This is a genomic window from Luteibacter sp. NPDC104163 (assembly GCF_055584245.1).
On record NZ_JBVJMK010000024.1, the window covers coordinates 39,415 to 60,287 of the forward strand.

General features: G+C 66.1%; 23 protein-coding genes. 13 read left to right on the forward strand and 10 right to left on the reverse strand.

Annotated features, from left to right (window positions below; translation table 11 throughout):
* Nucleotides 1–14: 14 nt before the first annotated feature.
* A complete protein-coding gene (locus ACZ6YI_RS20300) occupies nucleotides 15–203 on the forward strand; it encodes a hypothetical protein (protein ID WP_465780208.1) in 189 nt (62 codons plus the stop codon).
* Here ACZ6YI_RS20300 and ACZ6YI_RS20305 read toward each other — a convergent pair.
* From ACZ6YI_RS20305 to ACZ6YI_RS20315, 3 genes are all read right to left on the reverse strand, one after another.
* Nucleotides 200–346 carry a hypothetical protein gene (locus tag ACZ6YI_RS20305; protein WP_440327205.1) on the reverse strand — a complete coding sequence of 49 codons (147 nt, stop codon included), beginning with the start codon at nucleotides 344–346 and terminating at the stop codon, nucleotides 200–202. The genes ACZ6YI_RS20300 and ACZ6YI_RS20305 overlap by 4 nt on opposite strands.
* Nucleotides 347–411: 65 nt before the next feature.
* On the reverse strand, nucleotides 412–2,427 hold the full coding sequence (locus ACZ6YI_RS20310) for a hybrid sensor histidine kinase/response regulator (protein WP_465780209.1): 2,016 nt from the start codon (nucleotides 2,425–2,427) through the stop codon (nucleotides 412–414).
* Between the two features lie 7 nt (nucleotides 2,428–2,434).
* A complete protein-coding gene (locus ACZ6YI_RS20315; protein WP_465780210.1) occupies nucleotides 2,435–3,799 on the reverse strand; it encodes an amidohydrolase family protein in 1,365 nt (454 codons plus the stop codon).
* 153 nt (nucleotides 3,800–3,952) lie between these two features.
* Here ACZ6YI_RS20315 and ACZ6YI_RS20320 point away from each other — a divergent pair, with 153 nt between their 5' ends.
* A complete protein-coding gene (locus tag ACZ6YI_RS20320) occupies nucleotides 3,953–4,078 on the forward strand; it encodes a hypothetical protein (RefSeq protein WP_440327210.1) in 126 nt (41 codons plus the stop codon).
* 39 nt (nucleotides 4,079–4,117) lie between these two features.
* A complete protein-coding gene (locus ACZ6YI_RS20325) occupies nucleotides 4,118–5,248 on the forward strand; it encodes an acyltransferase family protein (RefSeq protein ID WP_465780211.1) in 1,131 nt (376 codons plus the stop codon).
* 40 nt (nucleotides 5,249–5,288) lie between these two features.
* Here the strand turns inward: ACZ6YI_RS20325 and ACZ6YI_RS20330 are convergent, their stop codons facing one another.
* Nucleotides 5,289–5,474, reverse strand: coding sequence for a CsbD family protein (locus ACZ6YI_RS20330; protein WP_440325952.1), 186 nt, complete (start codon nucleotides 5,472–5,474; stop codon nucleotides 5,289–5,291).
* A gap of 125 nt (nucleotides 5,475–5,599) precedes the next feature.
* On the opposite strand from ACZ6YI_RS20330, the gene ACZ6YI_RS20335 reads away from it, so the two are divergent.
* Nucleotides 5,600–6,922, forward strand: coding sequence for an Nramp family divalent metal transporter (locus ACZ6YI_RS20335; protein WP_465780212.1), 1,323 nt, complete (start codon nucleotides 5,600–5,602; stop codon nucleotides 6,920–6,922).
* Between the two features lie 71 nt (nucleotides 6,923–6,993).
* Nucleotides 6,994–7,500, forward strand: coding sequence for a DUF6496 domain-containing protein (locus ACZ6YI_RS20340; protein WP_465780213.1), 507 nt, complete (start codon nucleotides 6,994–6,996; stop codon nucleotides 7,498–7,500).
* Between the two features lie 149 nt (nucleotides 7,501–7,649).
* Here the strand turns inward: ACZ6YI_RS20340 and ACZ6YI_RS20345 are convergent, their stop codons facing one another.
* Nucleotides 7,650–7,811: a hypothetical protein gene (locus tag ACZ6YI_RS20345; protein WP_440325957.1), complete on the reverse strand. Its 162-nt coding sequence runs from the start codon at nucleotides 7,809–7,811 to the stop codon at nucleotides 7,650–7,652.
* A 585-nt stretch (nucleotides 7,812–8,396) separates the two neighbouring features.
* Between ACZ6YI_RS20345 and ACZ6YI_RS20350 the strand changes: the two genes are divergently transcribed.
* From ACZ6YI_RS20350 to ACZ6YI_RS20365, 4 genes are read left to right on the forward strand one after another with little or no spacing between them, the layout of a single operon-like run.
* Nucleotides 8,397–9,509: an S-(hydroxymethyl)glutathione dehydrogenase/class III alcohol dehydrogenase gene (locus tag ACZ6YI_RS20350; protein ID WP_465780214.1), complete on the forward strand. Its 1,113-nt coding sequence runs from the start codon at nucleotides 8,397–8,399 to the stop codon at nucleotides 9,507–9,509.
* Nucleotides 9,510–9,517: 8 nt separating this feature from the next.
* The gene (locus ACZ6YI_RS20355; protein ID WP_440325961.1) at nucleotides 9,518–9,934 is read left to right on the forward strand and encodes a ketosteroid isomerase-related protein; all 417 of its coding nucleotides are present in this window, start codon (nucleotides 9,518–9,520) and stop codon (nucleotides 9,932–9,934) included.
* A gap of 60 nt (nucleotides 9,935–9,994) precedes the next feature.
* Nucleotides 9,995–10,981: an MBL fold metallo-hydrolase gene (locus ACZ6YI_RS20360; protein ID WP_465780215.1), complete on the forward strand. Its 987-nt coding sequence runs from the start codon at nucleotides 9,995–9,997 to the stop codon at nucleotides 10,979–10,981.
* A 33-nt stretch (nucleotides 10,982–11,014) separates the two neighbouring features.
* Nucleotides 11,015–11,227, forward strand: a complete 213-nt coding sequence (locus ACZ6YI_RS20365; RefSeq protein WP_465780216.1) for an RNA-binding S4 domain-containing protein — start codon at nucleotides 11,015–11,017, stop codon at nucleotides 11,225–11,227.
* Nucleotides 11,228–11,295: 68 nt separating this feature from the next.
* On the opposite strand, the gene ACZ6YI_RS20370 is transcribed toward ACZ6YI_RS20365, so the two are convergent.
* From ACZ6YI_RS20370 to lexA, 5 genes are all read right to left on the reverse strand, one after another.
* A complete protein-coding gene (locus tag ACZ6YI_RS20370; protein ID WP_465780217.1) occupies nucleotides 11,296–11,562 on the reverse strand; it encodes a hypothetical protein in 267 nt (88 codons plus the stop codon).
* Nucleotides 11,563–11,785: 223 nt separating this feature from the next.
* Nucleotides 11,786–14,926, reverse strand: a complete 3,141-nt coding sequence (locus ACZ6YI_RS20375; protein ID WP_465780218.1) for an error-prone DNA polymerase — start codon at nucleotides 14,924–14,926, stop codon at nucleotides 11,786–11,788.
* A complete protein-coding gene (locus ACZ6YI_RS20380) occupies nucleotides 14,910–16,319 on the reverse strand; it encodes a Y-family DNA polymerase (RefSeq protein ID WP_465780219.1) in 1,410 nt (469 codons plus the stop codon). Before ACZ6YI_RS20380 ends, ACZ6YI_RS20375 begins: the two co-directional genes overlap by 17 nt.
* A gap of 73 nt (nucleotides 16,320–16,392) precedes the next feature.
* A complete protein-coding gene (gene imuA / locus ACZ6YI_RS20385) occupies nucleotides 16,393–17,031 on the reverse strand; it encodes a translesion DNA synthesis-associated protein ImuA (protein ID WP_331644014.1) in 639 nt (212 codons plus the stop codon).
* A 3-nt stretch (nucleotides 17,032–17,034) separates the two neighbouring features.
* Nucleotides 17,035–17,661: a transcriptional repressor LexA gene (gene lexA, locus ACZ6YI_RS20390; RefSeq protein WP_440326960.1), complete on the reverse strand. Its 627-nt coding sequence runs from the start codon at nucleotides 17,659–17,661 to the stop codon at nucleotides 17,035–17,037.
* Between the two features lie 197 nt (nucleotides 17,662–17,858).
* On the opposite strand from lexA, the gene ACZ6YI_RS20395 reads away from it, so the two are divergent.
* The 4 genes from ACZ6YI_RS20395 to ACZ6YI_RS20410 all read left to right on the forward strand — a co-directional run bounded on the left by ACZ6YI_RS20395 (nucleotide 17,859) and on the right by ACZ6YI_RS20410 (nucleotide 20,753).
* Complete coding sequence (locus ACZ6YI_RS20395; RefSeq protein WP_465780220.1) at nucleotides 17,859–18,155, forward strand: hypothetical protein; 297 nt, start codon at nucleotides 17,859–17,861, stop codon at nucleotides 18,153–18,155.
* A gap of 76 nt (nucleotides 18,156–18,231) precedes the next feature.
* Nucleotides 18,232–19,353, forward strand: coding sequence for an MFS transporter (locus ACZ6YI_RS20400; protein ID WP_465780221.1), 1,122 nt, complete (start codon nucleotides 18,232–18,234; stop codon nucleotides 19,351–19,353).
* A gap of 15 nt (nucleotides 19,354–19,368) precedes the next feature.
* A complete protein-coding gene (locus tag ACZ6YI_RS20405) occupies nucleotides 19,369–19,989 on the forward strand; it encodes an HAD family hydrolase (protein ID WP_440326954.1) in 621 nt (206 codons plus the stop codon).
* Entirely contained in the window at nucleotides 19,986–20,753 is a 768-nt protein-coding gene (locus tag ACZ6YI_RS20410) for a DeoR/GlpR family DNA-binding transcription regulator (RefSeq protein WP_465780222.1), read from the forward strand. The genes ACZ6YI_RS20405 and ACZ6YI_RS20410 overlap by 4 nt, the downstream gene beginning before the upstream one ends.
* Nucleotides 20,754–20,873 lie beyond the last annotated feature (120 nt).

Consider the following 20,873-nt stretch of genomic DNA (forward strand, 5'->3'; position numbering starts at 1 on the left):
GGGCCGTCAAGGCCATGGCAAGTCGTTCGTCGCAGTCCGAGCCACTCGATAACACCCAGGTGAACGCGCTACCCGATGGCTGCATGCCGGGTCATGTCGCGCCGTTCGTCATGCGCTATGGGGTCGATTTCCTTGTCGCCATGCAGCGCGCCGCCGCTGCCCAGGCATCCATGCGCGCCAGCGAAGAAGCCGAACCGGCCTAACGCCCCGAGGGCTGGCTCGACGGCGCCCGGCCATCATCGGGCACGTCGCCATTCGGCCCGCCCTTGCGGATCGCACCGACCACGAAAATCGCCAGCATGGCGATGATCAACGCGATCAAGGCGTAGTAGCGGGTGCGCTTCATGGGTTCTCCGGGCTTCATGCTTCGCAGTCTCCGCGCGCCGGGGTCAAGGAAATGGAATGCGTGCGTTACGCGGGCGTGCCGTCGAGCAGGTCGGCTACGGCATCCACCAACGCGTGTACCGAAAAGGGCTTGCTGAGGATGGCGCAGCCTTCCGGCAGCACCGGGCTGTCCGAAAACGCTTCCCACGCGTAGCCCGTGATGAACAGCACGGGGAGGCCCGGCTGCCGTTCGCGCGCCGCCTGCGCCAGGCGCCGCCCGTCCATGCCGGGCAGGCCAACATCGGTCACGAGCACGTCCGGCGTGTCGTCGGCGGCCAGCAACAGCAGCGCCGCGTTGGCTTCCGCGCAATCGCTGACGGTGTAGCCCGCTTCCTCGAGCACCTCGCGGGTCAGCGAGCGCAGCATGTCTTCGTCCTCGACCAGCAGCACGTGTTCGCCGCCACCCCGCCGCGCGGGGCTCTCGATGTGCGAATGCTTCGCCGCCGGCGCGCCGACATGCCGCGGCAACCACAAGCTCACCGTGGTACCCCTGCCGGGCGCGGACGTGATGACGGCGCGGCCACCCGTTTGCCGGGCGAAGCCATCGACCATGGAGAGGCCCAGGCCGGTGCCCTGGCCGATGGCCTTGGTGGTGAAGAACGGATCGAACGCCTTCTCGACGACGGCCGCCGACATGCCCGTGCCGGTGTCGGTGACGTCGACCACCACGTAATCCGCCGGCCCCTTGCCGATATCCGCGCCCACCGCATTGCGCGTCGCGATCGTCAGCGTGCCGCCGTGCGGCATGGCATCGCGGCCGTTGATCGCGAGGTTGAGGATGGCGCTTTCCAGCTGGCTCGCATCGGAGAGCGTGCGCCACAAGACATCGGCCATGTCCACCTGCAGGCGCACCTGTTCGCCGAGCAACGGGCGCAACAACAGGTCGAGCCCATGAACGATCGCGTTCGCATCCACATCGGAAAGCGAGAGCGCCTGCTGGCGCGAATAGGCGAGCAGGCGGTGGGTCAGGCCGGCCGCCCGCTGGACCGCGCCGCGGGCCGCGTCGAGCAGGCGTTTCGAACCATCCACACGGCCCTGCTCGAGGCGTTCGGTCACGACCTCGATGGCGCCACCGATGCCGCCGAGGATGTTGTTGAAGTCGTGTGCGATACCACCGGTGAGGCGGCCCAGCGCTTCGAGTTTCTGCGCGTGCCGTAGCTGGTCATCCATGTTGCGCCGGCGTTGCGTGTCCCGGCCCATCCCATAGATCACGTCGCCATCGGGCACGCCGGTCCAGGCGAACCAGCGGTAACTCCCGTCCTTGCCGCGCAGGCGCAGTTCCAGGTCTTCGACGACATCGCCTTCGACCATCTGGCTGACCGCATCACGTGCGCGGTCCAGGTCGTCGGCGTGGATGAGTTCCTCGAAGCCCAGGCCGACCAGTTCATCGGGTGCGTAGCCGAGCTCGGTGCGCCAGGCGGGGTTGAGGTCGCGGTAGTGGCCATCGCGGGTCATCACCACGTAGAGATCGCGGGCGATCGCCCAGACCTGGTCGCGCTCGCGCGTGCGCTGGTCGATCTCCACTTCCAGCGACGCGTTCAGCTCGCGCAGCACCTGCGTGGTCCGGACCGCGCGGGTGGTCTCGTTCGTGATGCTGTACATCCCGAAGATGCCACCGTGCTCATCGCGCAGCGGGGCATACGAGAACGTCCACCAGGTTTCCTCGTCGAACCCCTGCCTTGTCATGTGCAGGGGCAGGTCGGTGTGCAGGGTGCCTTCGCCGGCCAGCGCGCGCTCGACCGTCGCGGCAACATCGTCCCAGACCTCCGGCCAGAGTTCGCGGAAGGTCTTGCCGATGGCGCCCGACGCGCGGCGGCCGAGCATGCTCCGGTACGGGTCGTTGAAGAAGAACTGCTGGCCGGGTTCGACCGACATGAACATGGGCCGCGGTGTATCGAACATCGTGGCAAGCATCGCCTTGAGCGCGGGCCGCCAGCCCTCCACGGGGCCGAGCGGCGTGGTCGCCCAGTCGAACGCGCGGATCTCCGCGGCCGTCGGCGAATCGACCGGCAGGAACGCGAAGGTGTCGGCGGGGGAGGTCATCGGCGGCTCAGGGCGTGAAGGTCGTCACGGGGCCAGCCACCTGCGCGCCGCGTTGCCACACGGCCTGGATGTGGGTGGTCGCTTCGATGTCCTTCGTGGGGTCGCCATCAAGCACGATGAAATCGGCACGCTTGCCGTTGGCAATGACGCCGCGGTCATCCAGGCCGAGCAGCCCGGCGGCGCGTTGCGTGGCCACGTTGATCGCCTGCACGGGCGTCAGGCCGGCATCCACCATCAGCGCCAGCTCGCGATGCTCGGCGAAGCCCGGGATGCGCAACGGCGTCGCGCCGGCGTCGGTGCCGAAGCCGGTTTTCACGCCGGCATCGTAGAGACGCTTGAGGTTCTGCTCGTTGGTTTTCAGTGCCGCTTCGTTGACCGGCGTGGCGCCATCCTTGTCCACTTTCTCGCGCCATGCGTTATCTGCGAACTGCGTGGCAAGGGCGGGCTGGACCGCGTGGGTGAAGAAGGGCTGGTCCATCCAGGCGGGATGGCGCGCATAGATATACGCCGACTCGTTGAGGTCAAGCGTGGCGACGTACCACGTGCCGTGCTGTTTCATGGCGTCGATGAAACCCTGGTCGACCGGCTTGTCGCGCACGCCATGGGCGAGGATGTCCACGCCATCCTCCACGAGCTGGCGCGCATCCTCGAGGTAGTAAATGTGCGCGGCGACGCGCAGGTGCTTCGCGTGGGCCTCGGCGATGACCGCGCGCCAGATCTCCGGTTTCATCTTCACGGGCAGGCTGCCGTTGAAGTCGTCGACCCAGATCTTGATCAGGTCCGTGCCGCGCGCGGCGGCCGCATCGACGGCCGCGCGCGCTTCATCCGGCGTGGCCGGGCGATCAAGCTGGTTCGAGCCCGACTTCCTGGCCTTGGCCGGCGGCGCACCGTCGGGCACGCCGATGCCATGGTCTGCACCGTACAGGTCGGCACCCTCGGCCTTGCCCGCATGCAGGTCGGCCCTGAGCGGGTAGAACACCGCGGGGTCGTTCAGGCCCAGCGAGGTGACCGTAGTGACGCCGTACGCGCGCCACTGGCGAAGCTGGCGCAACGCGTTCTCGCGCGTGTAGAGCGATGGCGCGCCACCTTGCGTGCCATCGACCTGGCCGATGTGGCCGTGATCGGAGACCAGGCCGGGGATGATCGTCTTGCCGGTGTAGTCGATGACCCTCGTGCCGTCAGGCATCTTCGCCCGCAGGCCAGGCCCGACCAGGGAGAAGTGGTCGCCGTCGATCACCAGGGTCATGTCGTCGCGAGGTGGCGCGCCCGTGCCATCGATCACCCGGGCCCCGCGGATCACCGTGGCGGCGTGGGCGCCCGTCGCGGCGGCGAGCAGGGCGGCGGCAAGCAGGAGCGGGCGCGGGTGCTTCATGGGACGTCCTTCTGGCAGTGGGAGCCCGTCCCAGATAATGCACGATGTGCGACGGGCGTGTCGTTGCGAATGCGTTACTGGCGCAATACTCACGCGCACTCCACGCCACGGACCCGACGCTGGCCTCACCCCAAGGTGTTGAGGCAAACGCAGATGGAAGAACAGAAGACGCCGGTCGCTGAAAAGCAGAAGGGTGGCATCGGTTACGTATTGTTGTGGATCCTTGGCGTGCCGATCCCGGTTCTGATCCTGATTTTCCTGGTGCGTGGCTGCACCTGAGGACGCTAAGCTGGCGGCTTCCCGGACGGAAGCCGCCCCGTGTCCCAACGCACCCTACCGCGCAGCCCGGGCATCGACCTGCTGCGCGGCATAAGCATCTTGCTGGTGGTCGTGCACCACCTCGGCCTGCGCCTTCCGCTGCACAAGACCGACGCGGCCCAGTGGCTTCCGGTCTTCCTGCTGAAGGGCTTCATCTATAACGGCTACGAGGCCGTCTTCCTGTTCTTCGTGATCTCCGGGTTCCTGATCACCCGGCACGTCGTTGAACGCGACACGTCGCTGGCCGAGATCGACTGGCGCGCGTTTTACCTGCGCCGCGTGGCGCGCATCCTGCCCTGCCTGCTGGCGCTGCTGGCCGTGCTCCTGGCCTGCCATGTGGCCGGCGTGCCGAACTACGTCTTCGACAAGCCCGGCCAGTCGCCGGCTGGCGCCACCCTGTCCGCGCTCACTTTCACCCTGAACGTGTACGAGGGACGCAACGGCTGGTTGCCAGGCGGCTGGGACGTGCTCTGGTCGCTATCGGTGGAAGAAGTGTTTTACCTCGCGTTCCCGCTGGTCTGCCTCACCCTCGGCCGCACGCGCTGGCTGGTGCCTGCGCTGGTGGTGCTGGCCCTCTCGGTACCGTTCACCCGCGCGGCCATCACCGATAACGAAATCTGGAGCGAGAAGGCCTACCTGCCAGGCATGGGGGCGATCGCCGCCGGCGTGCTGGCGGCCCTTGCCCGGACACGCTGGGGCGTCCCGCCCGTGCACGTGCGCCGCATGCTCGCCGTCATCGGCGGTGTCGCGCTGGTGGCGATCATGTTTTCCGGCGGTTGGGTCTGGCAGCTGATCCAGGAGCCATACCTGCTCGTGCTGATCGTGGCCGCGGCGTGCCTCGTCCTTGCCTCGCCGGAGGGCGGCACGGGCATGCGTGGCACGGGCTGGCTGCAGGCCATGGGGCGCGCGAGTTACGAGATCTACCTCACCCACATGTTCGTGGTGTTCGCGCTGGTCGGCGTGGCGCGCATGAGTGGCACGGACAAGGCATGGGGCTGGATCTGGTACGCGCCGGCCCTATTGCTTGCGTGGGCTTTGGGCTACGCGGTCGCGCGGTACTTCTCCGAACCGGCGAACCACTGGCTGCGGCGGCGCTTGCTCAAACCCGCGCCTGCACCGGTCGTGGCGTGATGCGAAAGGGGCGGGGCCAGTCGGCCCCGCCCATCCTTGCTTAGTGGTGACGGTCGCGATCGCGCGCGTGGTCAGCGGCCTTGCCCACTTCCTTCTGGACCTTGCCGGCGTTCTTCTCGATGTTGCCCGCGGCTTCTTTCGCGTGGTTACCGGTCAGCTTGCCCGTGGCTTCCTTCACGGCGCCCTTGACCTCGTGTTTCATGCCTTCGGTACGGTTCTTGTCCATGGTGGCTTCCTCGCTACTCTGCGCCATTCGCAGCGTCCACGGTGTACCCGTTCCCGCCATTACAGCTTCGTGAAGCGAACGCGACGTGGCATTCACCGCTACCGTCCGGCGGGGTAGGATGTCGCATGTTCTTTCCGTTACCCAAGACGGCCACGGCGCCGTTCTGTCCGTCCGAAGTCGCCGGTTCCATCGTCGTTGCGCAGGATCTTCCGTGGTGGAAGAAGGCGCTTCGCTTCGCCGGCCCGGGTCTTCTCGTTTCGGTTGGGTACATGGATCCGGGCAACTGGGCCACCGATATCGAGGCCGGCTCGCGCTTCGGCTACCGGCTGCTGTTCGTCGTGCTGCTTTCCAGCCTCGCCGCCATGCTGCTGCAGTGCCTTGCCGCACGCCTCGGCATCGCGACGCGCAAGGACCTGGCGCAGCTATCGAGCCAGCGTTACCCGAAAGCGCTGGGCCGGGCGCAATGGGTGCTCGCCGAACTCTCCATCATTTCCTGCGACCTGGCCGAGGTGCTGGGCAGCGCGCTGGCGTTCAAGCTGCTGTTCGGCGTGTCGCTGCCGGTAGGTGTCGCGCTGACCGCACTGGATACCTTCATCGTGCTCGGCCTGCAGGGCCAGGGCTTCCGGCGCGTCGAATCGATCATCCTTGGTCTGGTCGGCACGATCGGCATCTGCTTCGTCGTGCAGTTGTTCCTGGTCGGGCCGGACTGGCATGCGGTGGCGGCGGGCTTCGTGCCGTCGCTGCATGCGCTGGACAGCCGCGAGCCGCTGTACCTCGCCATCGGCATCCTCGGCGCCACGATCATGCCGCACAACCTGTACCTGCACTCATCGATCGTGCAGACGCGCGCGGTGTCGGGTGAGACGGGCAAGTGGGCCGCCATCCGGCTCACGCGCGTGGATACGATCTGCTCGCTGAGCCTCGCGCTGTTGATCAATGCAGCGATCCTGATCGTGGCGGCAGGGGCCTTCCATGCGACCGGTCGCCATGACGTGGCGGACATCGGCGATGCCTACCAGCTGCTCGCGCCCATCGCTGGCACGACGGTGGCTTCCATCGCTTTCGCGATTGGATTGTTCGCGTCCGGCCAGAGTTCGACGTTTACCGGCACGATCGCCGGGCAGGTGATCATGGATGGCTTCCTGCAGATGAAGCTGCCTTGCTGGCAGCGTCGGCTGATCACCCGTGGCCTCGCCATCATTCCCGCGTTCATTGGCGTGGTCGTGATGGGCGACCGGGCGATCGGTGCCTTGCTCGTCGCGAGCCAGGTGGTGCTCAGCGTGCAGCTGCCGTTCGCGATGTATCCGTTGATCCGCTTTACCGACGACCGCGCGCTGATGGGGCCGTTCGCCAACACGCGGCTCGTGTCGGTCGCCGCCTGGCTACTCTTCGTCACCATCTCGGCCGCGAACGGCTGGCTGGTGGCGCAGTTCTTCGGCCTGGCGTGACGCCCGGCATACACGGGCATCACGGCCCGCACCGGTAGTCTCGGGCTCCTCATGCCAGAGGAGCCACGCTCATGCCCGAGAAGAAAACCACTGCCAGGGCTGCCCGCGACAAGCGCGAGGGCAAATCAGCGTCCACCCAGGCCGGCGAGTACGTGCGCGAGGAAATCGAGCACGTTCGCGAAGGCAAGCACGGCGCGCGTTCGGCAAAGCAGGCGATCGCCATTGGCCTGTCCAAGGCGCGCCGGGATGGCGTAAAGGCCACGCCATCGAAGACCGCCAGCAAGGCGACGAAGAAGAAGGCGGCCCAGGACACGGCTGCGGCGCGTAAGCGTTCATCCGGTACGGCGACGAAGAAGTCGGCGGCCCGCAAGCGCGCGACGACCAAGGCGCTCAAGCGCGAGGGCACGGCGGCCGCGTCGAAGAAGGCGTTGTCCACCCAGGCCCGGAAGAGCGCGGCGAAGCGCACGTCGGCCAGTAAATCGACGGCAGCGAAGAAGGCCGCGCATACCAAGGGCGCCGCCGGCCGTTCCGCGGCGGCAAAGAAAGCCGCGAAGACCCGGGCCCGCAAGGCCTCGTAGAAACGCAGAAGGCCCGCACATGGCGGGCCTTCGTTTGTCGCGTGGCGTTCTCTCGTAGGAGCGGGGTGGGCCGCGGCCTTCGGCAGGCGTGGACTGGGTAGTGTGCCGCGATAGCGGCGTGCCCAGCTCGCCCTACGGCGAGGTGCGGCTTACAGCGCGTCGGAGCTGAGGCGGCTGGCGACTTCGCCCAGCCAGTCGTAGCCATCCATCTCGCCGCCGAAGAGGTCGAGGCCGTTGGACGCGTCCGACATGCGGCCGCCAGCGGTGTATTCGAAAGTGGTAATGCCGTAATCGTTGCGAAGTTCGTTCATGGTCTTGTCTCCCAGTCTCTTGTATGACCGGTTGCTTCAATCAACACCACGCCGCCGGTCTCTTGCGTGGTCGGGACGTTACGCTGGCCTGGGAAATCCCGGTAGAAGGCCAAATCGTACCTATCCGTTTCATTTGGTGAACAATCGACTCGTTAGGCTTTCGTATGCCGGTTTTTGTACCGAATTACTGAACCCGTGAGTTTCGTATCACCCTTAGTAGGGGCCTATTGGCCGCTTTCAAGGGCTGCAATGCTTAAAAAGTTAGACAGCGGACGTAAGTAAAAGGTTCAAAGATTTTTTCGATGGCACCCATGGATCGGGCCTGTCGAACACCTTTCTGCAGCCGTTCGTTCGTAGAAGCGTGCTGATCCGTTAACCAGAGTTTAACTCAATCGGTCGATGGCTGCCATGGCGGTGTTTGCTTCCGTTCACATTTCGTTCGCGAAGTCCGCCAGCCGTTGGGAGACAACGGCGTCGGAGCGGGTCTCCATACGGGTCCGTGCGGACGCAGCCCGGGCTGGCTACACTCCGTGGTCCATCCGGCCCCCGGCCGGTACCGTACGCCACCGTTTAGAGGAATGACCCATGAAGTCGCGCGCCGCTGTTGCCTGGGAAGCAGGAAAGCCCCTGTCCATCGAAGAGATCGACGTGCAGGGACCGAAGGCGGGCGAGGTGCTGGTGCGCATCGTGGCCACGGGCGTCTGCCACACCGACGCCTTTACGTTGTCGGGCGCGGACCCGGAAGGCGCCTTCCCGGTCATCCTGGGCCATGAGGGTGGCGGCATCGTCGAGGAAGTGGGCGAGGGCGTCACGTCGCTGAAGCCGGGCGACCACGTCATTCCCCTTTACACCCCTGAATGCGGGGAGTGCTCGTTCTGCCGTTCGGGCAAGACGAACCTGTGCCAGAAGATCCGCGTCACCCAGGGCAAGGGCGTGATGCCGGATGGCACCTCGCGCTTCTCCATGGGTGGCAAGACCCTGCTGCATTACATGGGCACCAGCACCTTCAGCGAATACACCGTGCTGCCGGAGATCTCGCTGGCGAAGATCAACAAGGATGCGCCGCTGGACAAGGTCTGCCTGCTCGGCTGCGGCGTGACCACGGGCATCGGCGCGGTGCTCAACACGGCGAAGGTGGAGCCGGGCGCGACCGTGGCGGTGTTCGGCATGGGCGGTATCGGCCTGTCGGTCGTGCAGGGCGCTGTCATGGCGAAGGCCGGCCGGATCATCTGCGTCGATACCAATCCAGCGAAGTTCGAGATGGCGAAGATGCTTGGCGCCACCGATTTCGTGAATCCGCGCGATTACCCGGATACGCCCATCCAGCAGGTGATCGTCGACCTGACCGATGGCGGCGTCGATTATTCCTTCGAGTGCATCGGCAATGTCGACGTGATGCGTTCCGCGCTCGAGTGCTGCCACAAGGGCTGGGGCGAGTCGATCATCATCGGCGTCGCGGGCGCCGGCCAGGAAATCCGCACCCGCCCGTTCCAGCTGGTCACGGGTCGCGTCTGGCGCGGTTCGGCATTCGGTGGCGTGAAGGGCCGCACGGAATTGCCGGGCTATGTCGATCGCTACATGGGTGGGGAAATCAAGATCGATCCCATGATCACGTATACGATGGGGCTGGACGATATCAATCGCGCCTTCGACCTGATGCACGAGGGCAAGGCCATCCGCTCCGTCATTATCTATTGAGTGCCGCGATGAACGAGACGATCGACCTGATCCGCCGCTATTACGACGCGTTCAATCGCGGTGACTGGGCGGGCATGCTGGACCTGCTGGACGAGCAGGTGGCCCACGACGTGAACCAGGGCGGCCGCGAGACCGGCCGCCAGCGCTTCGCGGCGTTCCTCGAGCGAATGAACACGAGTTATTCCGAACAGCTGAAGAACATCGTGATCATGGCGAACGAGGCGGGGAACCGCGCCGCCGCCGAGTACGTCGTGCATGGCGAATACAAGGCGACCGATGAAGGGCTGCCGCTCGCCCAGGGTCAGAGCTATGTGTTGCCCGGCGGGGCGTTCTTTGATGTCGCCGGCGGCAGGATCACCCGCGTCAGCAACTACTACAACCTCGAGGACTGGCTGGCCCAGGTACGGCGCATCGACGTCGACTGACCTTGAAGCCGGGGTGGTGGGGCCGCAGGTCTTCCGGTGACCCCACCATCAAGGCAAGGCATGCCCTGGACGAATCCGTACTTCGACGCCACGAAGGCGCACCACGCGCGCGAGGGCTTCCGTAACCTGGAACCCGAAACGCGCGAACCCGGCGGCCTGAAGCGCTGGCGCCGCGAGCGCAAGGAACAGCAGCTCCCGCGCCCTCCCACGGAAGGTTACGAAGCCTTCGCCCGCCGCTGGTGGCAGCCGGCGGATTTCGCCGGCAGCGATGACGCCGCCTGGTGGCTTGGCCATGCCAGCGTGCTCGTGCGGCACCAGGGGCTCACGGTGCTCACCGACCCGGTGCTGGGCAAGCGGGCTTCGCCACTCTCGTTCGCAGGTCCGCTGCGGCGTACGCCGACACCTGCGGAAGTCGCCGCGTTGCCGCGCATCGACGTGGTCGTGATTTCCCACAATCATTACGACCACCTGGATCGCGCGAGCGTGCTTGCCATCGCCCGGCGTTTCCCGGGTGTCGTGTTCCTGGTGCCGCTGGGGCTGAAACGCTGGTTCGATCGCGAGCGGATCGGGAATGTACGCGAGCTCGACTGGTGGGCCTCCACTGAAGTGGGCGGCGCGGTCTTCACCTTCGTGCCTGCCCGGCACTGGAGTGCCCGTACCCTTTGGGATCGCAACCGTTCGCTCTGGGGTGGCTGGGTGATGGCCCAGTCCGGCTTCCGCTTCTGGTTCGCCGGTGACACCGGTTATTCCGACAAGCTCGCCGAGATCGGACGCCGTGCCGGTCCGATCGACCTCGCCGCCATTCCCATTGGCGCATATGCCCCGCGCTGGTTCATGCATGGGCAGCACGTGGATCCCGCGCAAGCGGTGCAGTTGCACCGGGAGATTGGCGTGCGCCGTTCCATGGCGATCCACTGGGGTGTGTTCGAGCTGGCCGACGACCAGCTGGACGAGCCGCCGCGGTTGCTGGCCGAGGCGCTCGACGCTCAGGGCATGGCGGCGGACGAATTCATGCTTTTGAACATCGGCGGCCGGATTGCGCTTTAATGTGCGCCCCCCTTGTTACCTGATGCCCGACCCATGTCATCGCAAACGTTCGAACTCGAAGGCGAGTACGTTGAATTGAACCAGTTGCTCAAGCTGGCCGGGATCGCCGCCAGCGGCGGTGAGGGCAAGCACCTCGTGGCCGAGGGCCTGGTCACCGTCGATGGCGTGGTCGAGTTGCGCAAGACCTGCAAGATCCGGGCGGGGCAGGTCGTGGCGATCGATGGCGAAACGATCCGCGTGGTCTGATCCACGTCGTGGTGCATGAAAAAGCCGGCGCCTCGCGGCGCCGGCTTTTTTCGTTCATGCGCTGGCGATTACATGCCGCCGGCGGTCGAGGACTTGGCCGGAGCCGTTTCGGTACCGCTTGCAGCCTTCTTGTGCTTCTTGTGGGTCGACTTCATCGAGCCGTTTTCATTGCCGGTCTTGTCGCTCTTCATCGAGTCGGAGCTGGAATGCATCGGCGTGGCAGCGGTGGAGGCTGGCGTCGGCGAAGCCTTCGAAGCAGCGTCCTGCGCAAAAGCGGCGCCAGTCATGAGGGTGCAGCCGGCGAGCATGGCGAGGATCAGTTTCGTGTTGCGCATGACGAATCTCTCCTGGAACGTGTGAGCGCCTTGGATTCATGGCGGCTACGCCGGGCGCGGCGGCGTGTCGCTTGAAGACCGGAATACGTGCGGTCGGTGCAGAAGCTATTCCTTTTTCGATGAATAAAGGGAATCTCGTCCTGCGGTTCCTAGGCATCCATTCAGGTGGAAATTACATGTCGTTAAGTGAGGACGAGGAAGTCGGCGCGTGAGCGTTGCGGTGTCACTGGAAATCCCGCGAGACGGATCCAAAAGCGGGCAGCAGGTCACTGAAATCGAGCAGCCGGTGCGCCACGAGGTGGCGCACGCCCTCGATGGACTGCCATTGCCCATCCACGGCCAGCAGGACCGCATCCAGCAACGCCTGGCGGCACGCCTCGGCCACCTTTGGGCGGACAATCACGTTGACCTGGCCGGTTTCATCCTCGAGCGTGACGAAGGTGATGCCGCTGGCGGTTTGCGGGCGCTGGCGCACGGTGACCAGGCCAGCGTGGCGTAACCACGCACCGTTCCGTGCCGTTTCCAGGTCACGCGCGCGGCGCACGCGGCGCGACAGCAAGTTCTTGCGAACCAGCGACAGCGGATGCCCGCTCAGTGAAAGCCCGTGCGTGGCGTAATCGGCGAAAACGTTTTCGGCGTGCGTGGGTGGGCGTAGCGTCGTACGTTCCTCCCGCACGGCATCGAGCAGGGGCAGGGTGCGTTCGATGCCGGCGCTTTCCCAGCGCGCACGATGGCGGTGCCCGCTTAGCGTACGCAATGCGCCGGCATCGGCCAGGCGCTCGCGTTCGAAGCGGTTGAGTTGCGCGCGTTGGGCGAGGTCGGCCAGGTCACGCAACGGCGCGTCGCCACGTGCGGCGGCAATGCGCGCGCCAAGGTCGGACGACAACCCGCCGATCATGCGTAGCCCCAGCCGCAAGGCAAACGCGCGGGGTTTGTTCGCCTGCGGCTCGAGCGTGCAATCCCAGGCGCTGGCGGTCACATCCGGTGGCCGCACCTCAACGCCATGGCGGCGCACGTCGGCCACCAGTTGCGCGGGTGCATAAAAACCCATCGGCTGGCTGTTGAGCAGCGCACAGGTGAATACCTCCGGGTAATGGCATTTCAGATAGGAGGATGCGTAGGCGATAAGGGCAAAGCCCGCCGCGTGCGATTCGGGGAAGCCATAGCTGCCGAAGCCCTGGATCTGGTCGATGATCTGCTGGGTGAACTCCGCGGTGTAGCCGTTCTTCGACATGTTGCGGCGGATCTTCGGCTCGAATTTCTGCAGGCCGCCACGGCGTTTCCATGCGGCCATGGAGCGGCGAAGTTCATCGGATTCGCCCGGCGAGAAATCGGCCACCACCTGCAGGATATGCATCACCTGCTCCTGGAAGATCGGGACGCCGAGCGTGCGTTCCAGCACGGGCCGCACGCCGTGTTCGTAGGTGATCTCTTCCGGCGGCAGTTTCCGCCGCTGGAGGTACGGATGCACCATGCCGCCCTGGATGGGGCCCGGGCGGACGATCGCCACCTGGATCACCAGGTCGTAATAGCGCGCGGGTTTCAGGCGCGGCAGCATCGACATCTGCGCGCGCGATTCGATCTGGAACACGCCGACGGTATCGGCCGACTGGATCATCGTGTAGGTGGGCTTGTCGTCCATGGGGATATCCGCCAGCCGCGGGTAATCCCTGATGCCATGCTGGCGTAGCAGGTCCATGGCTTTCTGCATGCAGGTGAGCATGCCCAGCGCCAGGCAATCCACCTTCAGCAGCTTCATGGTTTCCAGGTCATCCTTGTCCCACTGGATGATGGTGCGCTCATCCATGGCCGCGTTTTCCACCGGCACAAGATGATGCAGGGGCGTATCGGAAATGACGAAGCCGCCGACATGCTGGGAAAGGTGCCGGGGCATGCCGTTGAGTTCCTCGACCAGCACGACCAGCTGGCGGATGGTTCGGCTGGCGATGTCGAAGCCGTACTCGGCGAGGCGCACGGTGATGGGCACTTCGCCGTGGGCATGCGAATAGGCGCGGCTCAGCTGGTCGAGCTGGTCTTCGGAAAGGCCCAGTGCCCGCCCGATATCGCGCGCGGCGCTCTTGCGCCGGTAGCTGATGACCGTGGCGGCCAGCGCGGCGCGTTCACGCCCGTATTTGTTGAACACGTATTGCAGCACTTCCTCGCGCCGCTCGTGTTCGAAATCCACGTCGATATCCGGTGGCTCGTCACGCTCGATGGAAATAAAGCGTTCGAACAGCGTGCTGATCTGGTCGGGATTCACTTCGGTGATGCCCAGGCAGAAACACACCACGGAGTTGGCCGCCGAGCCGCGGCCCTGGCAAAGGATGCCCTGTGAACGGGCGAAGCGGACGATATCGTGCACGGTGAGGAAGAAGGCTTCGTACTTCATCGTGGCGACGAGGGTGAGCTCCCTTTCGATGCGCCCGCGCAGTTCATCGTCGATCCCGCCAGGCCAGCGCGTGGTGACGCCTTCCCAGGTGAGCTGGCGCAGATAGCCCGTGGCATCCATGCCTTCGGGTACCAGTTCGCGTGGGTACACATAATTGATGCCGCGGATATCGAAACCGGTGCAGCGCGCAGCCACCACCTGGGTTGCCTCGAGCAGGTCGCGGGGATAGATGCGCTCCAGCGTTTCGCGACGGCGCAGGTGGCGCTCGCCGTTCGGGAACAGGGCGGCGCCCGCGTCGGCCAGCGGGCGATTCACGCGGATGGCGGTCATGACATCCTGCAGGGCGCGTCGACGGCGCAGGTGCATGTGGACATCACCCGCCGCGACGCAAGGCAAGGCGTGGCGCGCGGCAAGGTCGCGCAGCGCGGCCAGTTCGGCGAGATCGTGCTGGCCGCGGTGCAGTTCCACGGCCAGCCACGCGCGCCCGGGGAAATGCGTTGCCAGCCAGGCGGCGCGCTCGTCGTGGGTGGTGGCGGGCGTGGCCTGCCAGGGGCCGGGCGCCCATAGCAGGCACAGGCCTTCGCCCAGGGCTTCGATATCGCTGCGATGCAGTTCGTAGTGGCCCTTGCGGGCGCGCCGGCGGCCCAATGTGATCAGCCGGCAGAGTTCGGTGTAGCCGGCCTGGTTTTCCACCAGCAGCATCAGCACGGTGCCGTCGGAAAGCCGGAACTCGCTGCCCACGATGAGCGGCAACTCCATTTCCAGCGAGGCCTCGAGCGCACGCACGATGCCCGACAGCGAGCACTCGTCGGTGATGGCAAGCGCGGTATAGCCAAGCTCCTTCGCCCGCTCGAACAGTTCGCGCGCGCTCGATGCGCCACGCTGGAAGCTGAAGTCGCTCAGCGCATGCAGTTCGGCGTAGGCGGGGAGCTCGACATCGCCGTCATTCGCCGCCGGGTCAGGCAAACCAGCCATGCAGCATCCACCCATCCAGCGTGCCTGGCGGCAGGTAAGCCCACGCCTGCTGGCCATGCGCCGTGCGCACGATGTAATAGTCGCGCCGCGTATCGGCGCCATCCCACCAGCCGCTTTCGATGCGTTCCGGCCCGGCCAGTACCGCCGCCGGTTCGGGACGCATGGGCATGGGCCTGGGCAGCAGCCATAGCGGGCGCCGCCCACGCGGCAGGCTGACGGTGGCGGAAGGCGTGCCGTAACGCGAGGCGCGCTCGGGGCGGTGGTCGTTCACCACCGTGAGCTGGCGCAGGGCGGCATCGCCCAGGCGGGCGCGCAGGCGTTCATCCAGCGTGGGCCAGTCGAGGCCATCGCCACGGATGGGTTCGAACAGGTCGCGCAGCGGGGGCCGGAAGACCGGCAGCTCATCGGCGTGCAGTTCGATCGCGCGTGCCGGCGCGGGCAGCGTGGCACGTTCCAGGCGTGTGCGGGCCAGTTCGAACAGGCGCTCGGCATCGCGCTGGGGAGCGGCCATGGCCACCACAATGCGCGTGGTTTCGCCCCGCGCATGTTCGAGCGTGAGCGTGAAACGTTGCACGCCGCCATCGCGCGCCGCCAGCAAGTTGGCCAGGGCGCGGGTAAGGCGGCGCAACGGGAACAGCAGCGGCTGGCTGCCATCCAGCTCGGCATCGAATTCGATCTTCTGCTGGAAGTTGGCCGGGGGGTGCCAGGCGGGCAGGGCATCCGAAGCCTGCCCGCGGATGCGATCGAGCCAGTTCACGCCGGCCTTGCCGATACGCCGGGTCAGTTCGGGACGCGGCAGGCGGAAGATATCGTCGAGCCGGCGAAAGCCCATGGCATGCAGCGCGGTGACCGCCGTGGAGGGCAGGCCACTTTGCGTGAGCGGTAGCGCACCGAGCATGCGGATGACGCCCTCACGCGTAGGCAGCACCATGCCATCGGCGGTGGCGGCGAAGACCCACGAGGCCGAGGCGAACGGCGTGGCGGCCAAAGTGTGTGCGTGGCCTTGCTCACGCAGCCCGGCGCTAACGCGCTCGGCCAGCACAGGCCAGCCATCGAACAGGCGCAGGCTCGCGCCTACCTCCATGAGGATGGCATTGGGTGGCACCAGGCTGACATGCCCACTGAACTGGTAGCACCAGGCGGCGAGTTCACCGAGCAAGCGTTGCTCGGCATCGCGATCGCGCGGGCGGACTTCCAGCGCGGGACATAACGCTCGCGCGGCGGCCACGCTTTGCCCACGGCGTATGCCGAGGGCGCGCGCTTCATCGTTGGCGGTGGCGATCAGCCGCTGGCGGGCGTGGCTGTCGAGGAGTGCAGAGGGGCCTGCCTCCGGTATCGCGGCGAAGGCGGCGGAGAACGCCAGGCCGGGAAAACGGAGACAGGCCCAAAGCATGGCTGCGGTAACGGGGCAAAAAAGAGGCGTCCGGCATGGTGGCGGATGAGGACAACACCATGCCGGACTGACCTCAGGCCCGCATGCGGAGCAGCGGAGCGGTGGTGGTCAGCAAACCGCGCGACTTGAGGACATCCACATAGGTGGCCTCGTCGCTGTTGCTGACCTTGAGACGGAGTGCCGCCGGGCTGTTCTGCGCGGCGTGCTCGGCGGAACGGAACACCATGGCGCAGGCATCGCCGCTTTCGGCGGCCAGCTGCAGGCGGCGCAGGCTGCGGTAATCGATATCCGGCAGCCAGCCGACGACGGCGCCACAACAGCCGGAACGCAGGCACTGCTCCATGCTCCACGCGGCCTCGGTCGAACCGGCGTGGATTTCATGCAGGAAGCGCAGGTCGACACCCGCGGCGGCAAGCGCCGGTGCATAGGGCTGGTACGGCGGTGCGATGAAGATGACCCGGCGGTGTTCCTGGGTGAGCGCGGCGAGCGCCGGCATCACCAGGTCGAGCTCACCCAGGCCATCGTGTTCGAAAAGGATCTCGCTGACGGCGCCCTGCGGCCAGCCGCCACCCGGCAGGCGGGTATCGAGCGAGGTCCACCCGGTGGACAGCGCGCGTACGCGCGGCTGCCGGTCGGCGGAACGGCGCCAGATACCGGGATGGTCCAGGACCTGGGCCAGGTTGTGCGAAGCAGAGGCGATGGCAGCATTCATGGCTCAGGTCCTGCGGATGATGCCGACGTAGCGACCTTCGATAGCGAAGGCGTGGCGGCGGGGGTCGACTTCGATGGGCTGGAAGTCCGGGTTTTCAGGAAGCAGGAGGAGACGGTTGCGCTCGTGCTTCAGGCGCTTCACCGTGACCTCGTCATCCAGGCGGGCCACCACGATCTGGCCGTCGTTGGCGGTGGCGGTACGGTGCACGGCGAGGAGATCGCCATCGAGGATGCCGACATCGCGCATGCTCATGCCCACCACGCGCAGGAGGTAATCCGCGCGGGGGTGGAACATGGCCGGATCGATCTCCAGCTGGGATTCGATGTTTTCCTCGGCGAGGATGGGCGAGCCGGCGGCGACGCGGCCGATGAGCGGCAGCTCGTGGAGCAGGGCGGCGCGGATGGCCGCGGCGTTACCCGACGGCAGGCGCAGGCCGCGGTGCTGTGGCGAGCGCTCCAGCACACCCTTGCGCACCAGCGACTCCACGCAGGCCTGCGCGGAGCTGTGGCTCGGGAAGCCCAGGGCATCCGCGATCTCGCGCAGGGTAGGCGGCAGGCCCTGGGTCTGCAGGTACTCCCGCAGGAAGTCCAGGGTCTTCTGCTGTCGCTCGGTGAGGTTCGGCGTCGTCATGTGTACATTTGTACATAAGCCGGGGCCGGGGTGCAAGTGGCACGTTGCCTTGCGGGGATTCTCAGGTGAAGAAAGCTTACAAAGGCACTGAGATTGAAAGGTTTTTCCTACGCAATGAGCTGGGCGGCAACCAATCGCAAGAGAGTCCCGAACAAGTAATCCTAGGGTCATCCATCACTTAGGGAGCCCCTTCACCCATGAACGCCCTGGCCCACGATGTTCCGGCGCCACCTGGTCTTACCAGCGAAGTTGCCGCCGCCGCTGCCCGTAGCCAGTATGTCGACCTTGAAGTACGTGTCAGCAGGCTTGAAACCGGTATGGATTACATCCGAGACGATATCCGCAACCTTCGCCTTGAACTGCGGGATACCCGCAATGAACTCCGTGGGGAAATCCGTGAGCTTCGGGTCGATTTCCGATTCCTGCTGGGCTCTTTCATCACCTTCGGTCTCGGTCTCGCCGGCATGATGGCCAAGGGTTTCCACTGGATCTGATGCACGATCCTGCATGGCTTGCACGTTTGTGCACGATTGCGTAAATTGTGCGCATTCCCCTCCCCATGGAATGTGCATGAATCCCACCCGAGCCACCCGGCTGATCTTCCTCCTGTCCGGCATCGGCATGGCCAGCTGGGCACCGATGGTGCCGTACGCCAAGGCTCGCCTCGGCCTCGATGACGGCACGCTGGGCCTCGTGCTCCTCTGCATGGGCTGTGGTGCGGCGGCTGCCATGCCACTGGCCGGTTTCCTCACCCATCGTTTCGGCAATCGCGACGTCATCGGTGTCAGCGGCCTGCTGGTATGCCTGGCGCTGCCGCTCCTTACCCTGGCGCCGGATGCATGGGCACTGGCAGGTGCGCTTTTATTCTTCGGCGCGGCCCTGGGTGTCGTCGATGTCTCGATGAACGCCCACGCCGTGGATGTGGAGAAGCTGCGCGGCAAGCCGATGATGTCCGGCTTCCATGGCCTCTTCAGTGTCGGTGGCCTCGTGGGTTCCGCCGGCATGGCTGCCTTGCTCAAGGCAGGTGCACCGCTCACGGGCAGCGCCATTGCCGTATCGGTCGCCTTGCTCGTCATCGTCGCGACGCAGTGGCGGCATTTCCTCGTGCGCCACGAAGAAGCCCACGCCGATGCGCACGCGCCGTTCCGCATGCCTGGCGGCGCCGTATTCCTGCTCGGCTTCCTCTGCATGGTCGTCTTCCTGGCCGAAGGCTCCATGCTCGACTGGAGCGCCGTGTTCCTGCGCTTCTCACGCGGTTTCGATGCCTCGTCGGCCGGCCTGGGTTACGCGGCGTTCTCCATCGCCATGGCGGTATGCCGGCTCATGGGCGATCGCATTACGGCGCATGTGGGTCCTGTCGCCATCGTGCGGGGTGGCAGCCTTATCGCCGCGGCGGGGTTCCTCGCCGCCACGCTGATCCCCTGGGGCCCGGCCGCGCTGTTCGGCTTCGTACTGGTAGGTATCGGTGCATCCAACATCGTGCCGGTGCTGTTCAGCGCGGCCGGCCGGCTGGGTGGTGCTTCGCCTGGCGTAGCCATCGCGATCGTCACCGCGCTGGGTTATGCCGGCATGCTGGCAGGCCCCGCCGGTATCGGTTTCGTGGCCCACCTCAGTACGCTTTCCATCGCGCTGACCGGCGTTGCCGGGCTGCTCGTCGTCGTTTCCCTCTGCGCGTCCATCGCGCGCCGCTGATCCGGAGCTTTCCCTATGTATGCGAAGCGAGACGTGGTGATCTTCGATTTCGGTGGCGTCATCGTCGACTGGAATCCCCGCCATCTCTACCGCAAGCTGTTCGGCGACGACGAGGCCGGCATGGAGCGCTTCCTCGCCGAAGTCACCACGCCGGAATGGAACCTGCGCCAGGATGCCGGGCGGCCGTGGGCCGAGGCGGTGGCTGAACTGAGCGAAGCACACCCGAGCCAGGTCGACCTCATCACCGCCTTCCACGAGCGCTGGGAAGAGACCCTGAAAGGGCCCATCGACGACAGCATCACGATCCTGCACGACCTGAAGAAGGCCGGGCATCCGTTATACGGGCTCACCAACTGGTCCGGTGAAACCTTCCCGATCGCCCGCGCGCGTTACGACTTCTTCAACTGGTTCGACGGGATCGTGGTCTCGGGCGACGAAGGCATGATCAAGCCGGACCCGAAGTTGTACGAGACCTTGCTTGAGCGCTACGACATCGACCCGAAGCGTGCGGTGTTCATCGACGACAACAAGGCGAACGTCGATGCGGCGGAGGCCCTCGGTATCCATGGCATCCATTTCCATTCGCCCGCGCAGCTGCGCGCGGAACTGGTAGCCCTGGGTTTCCTGCCGAAATGAACCTGCCGGATACCACGCTGCCGCGTGAGCGCCAGCAGCTGATCCTCGAGCGCCTGCAGCGGCAGGGCAAGGTGGTCGCCGCCGAACTCGCCCAGGAGTTCAGGGTGTCGGAGGATTCGATCCGCCGCGACCTGCGCGACCTCGCTTCGCAGGGCCTGTGCCGTCGCGTCTACGGTGGCGCCTTGCTGGCGCCGCACGTGGCACCGCTGGGCGAGCGGCATAACGAGCGCGTGGAGTTGAAGCGCCAGCTTGGTCGGGTAGCGGCATCGCTGGTCGGGGAAGGGCAGATCCTGTTCCTCGACGCCGGCTCCACCAATACGGCGCTGGCAAAGGCGTTGCCGGATCATCGTGGCCTTACCGTGGTGACGAACGCGCCCGACGTGGCGCTGGCCGTACTGGGCCGCCCTGGCTTCGATGTGGTGTTGCTCGGGGGGAAAGTCGACCCGCGCATCGGTGGCGCCATCGGCTCCCGCACGCTGCGCCAGGCGCAGGATATCCGCGCCGATTTCTGCTTCCCCGGCGTATGCGCGATCGATCCGCGCAGCGGGCTGTGGACGATCGACGAAGAAGAAACGATGTTCAAGCAGGCGATCATCGAAGCCAGCGGCGAAACCGTGGCGATCGCCACGCCCGACAAGCTGGTGGCATCGGCCACGCATCACACGGCGCCAATCACGGCGATCACCCACCTGGTGGCGGCGGCGGATACCGACCAGGCCACGATAGACGCCTACAAAGCGGCGGGGGTGGCCGTACACCTGTAGAGAACCCTGTGGGAGCGGGGGGGGGGGGGGCGGGGGGGGGGGGGGCAAACCACCCGGCGCCCCCCGGCGGGCCCCCCAACAAAAAAACAGGGGGGGGGGGGCGCCCGGGTGGTTATTGGG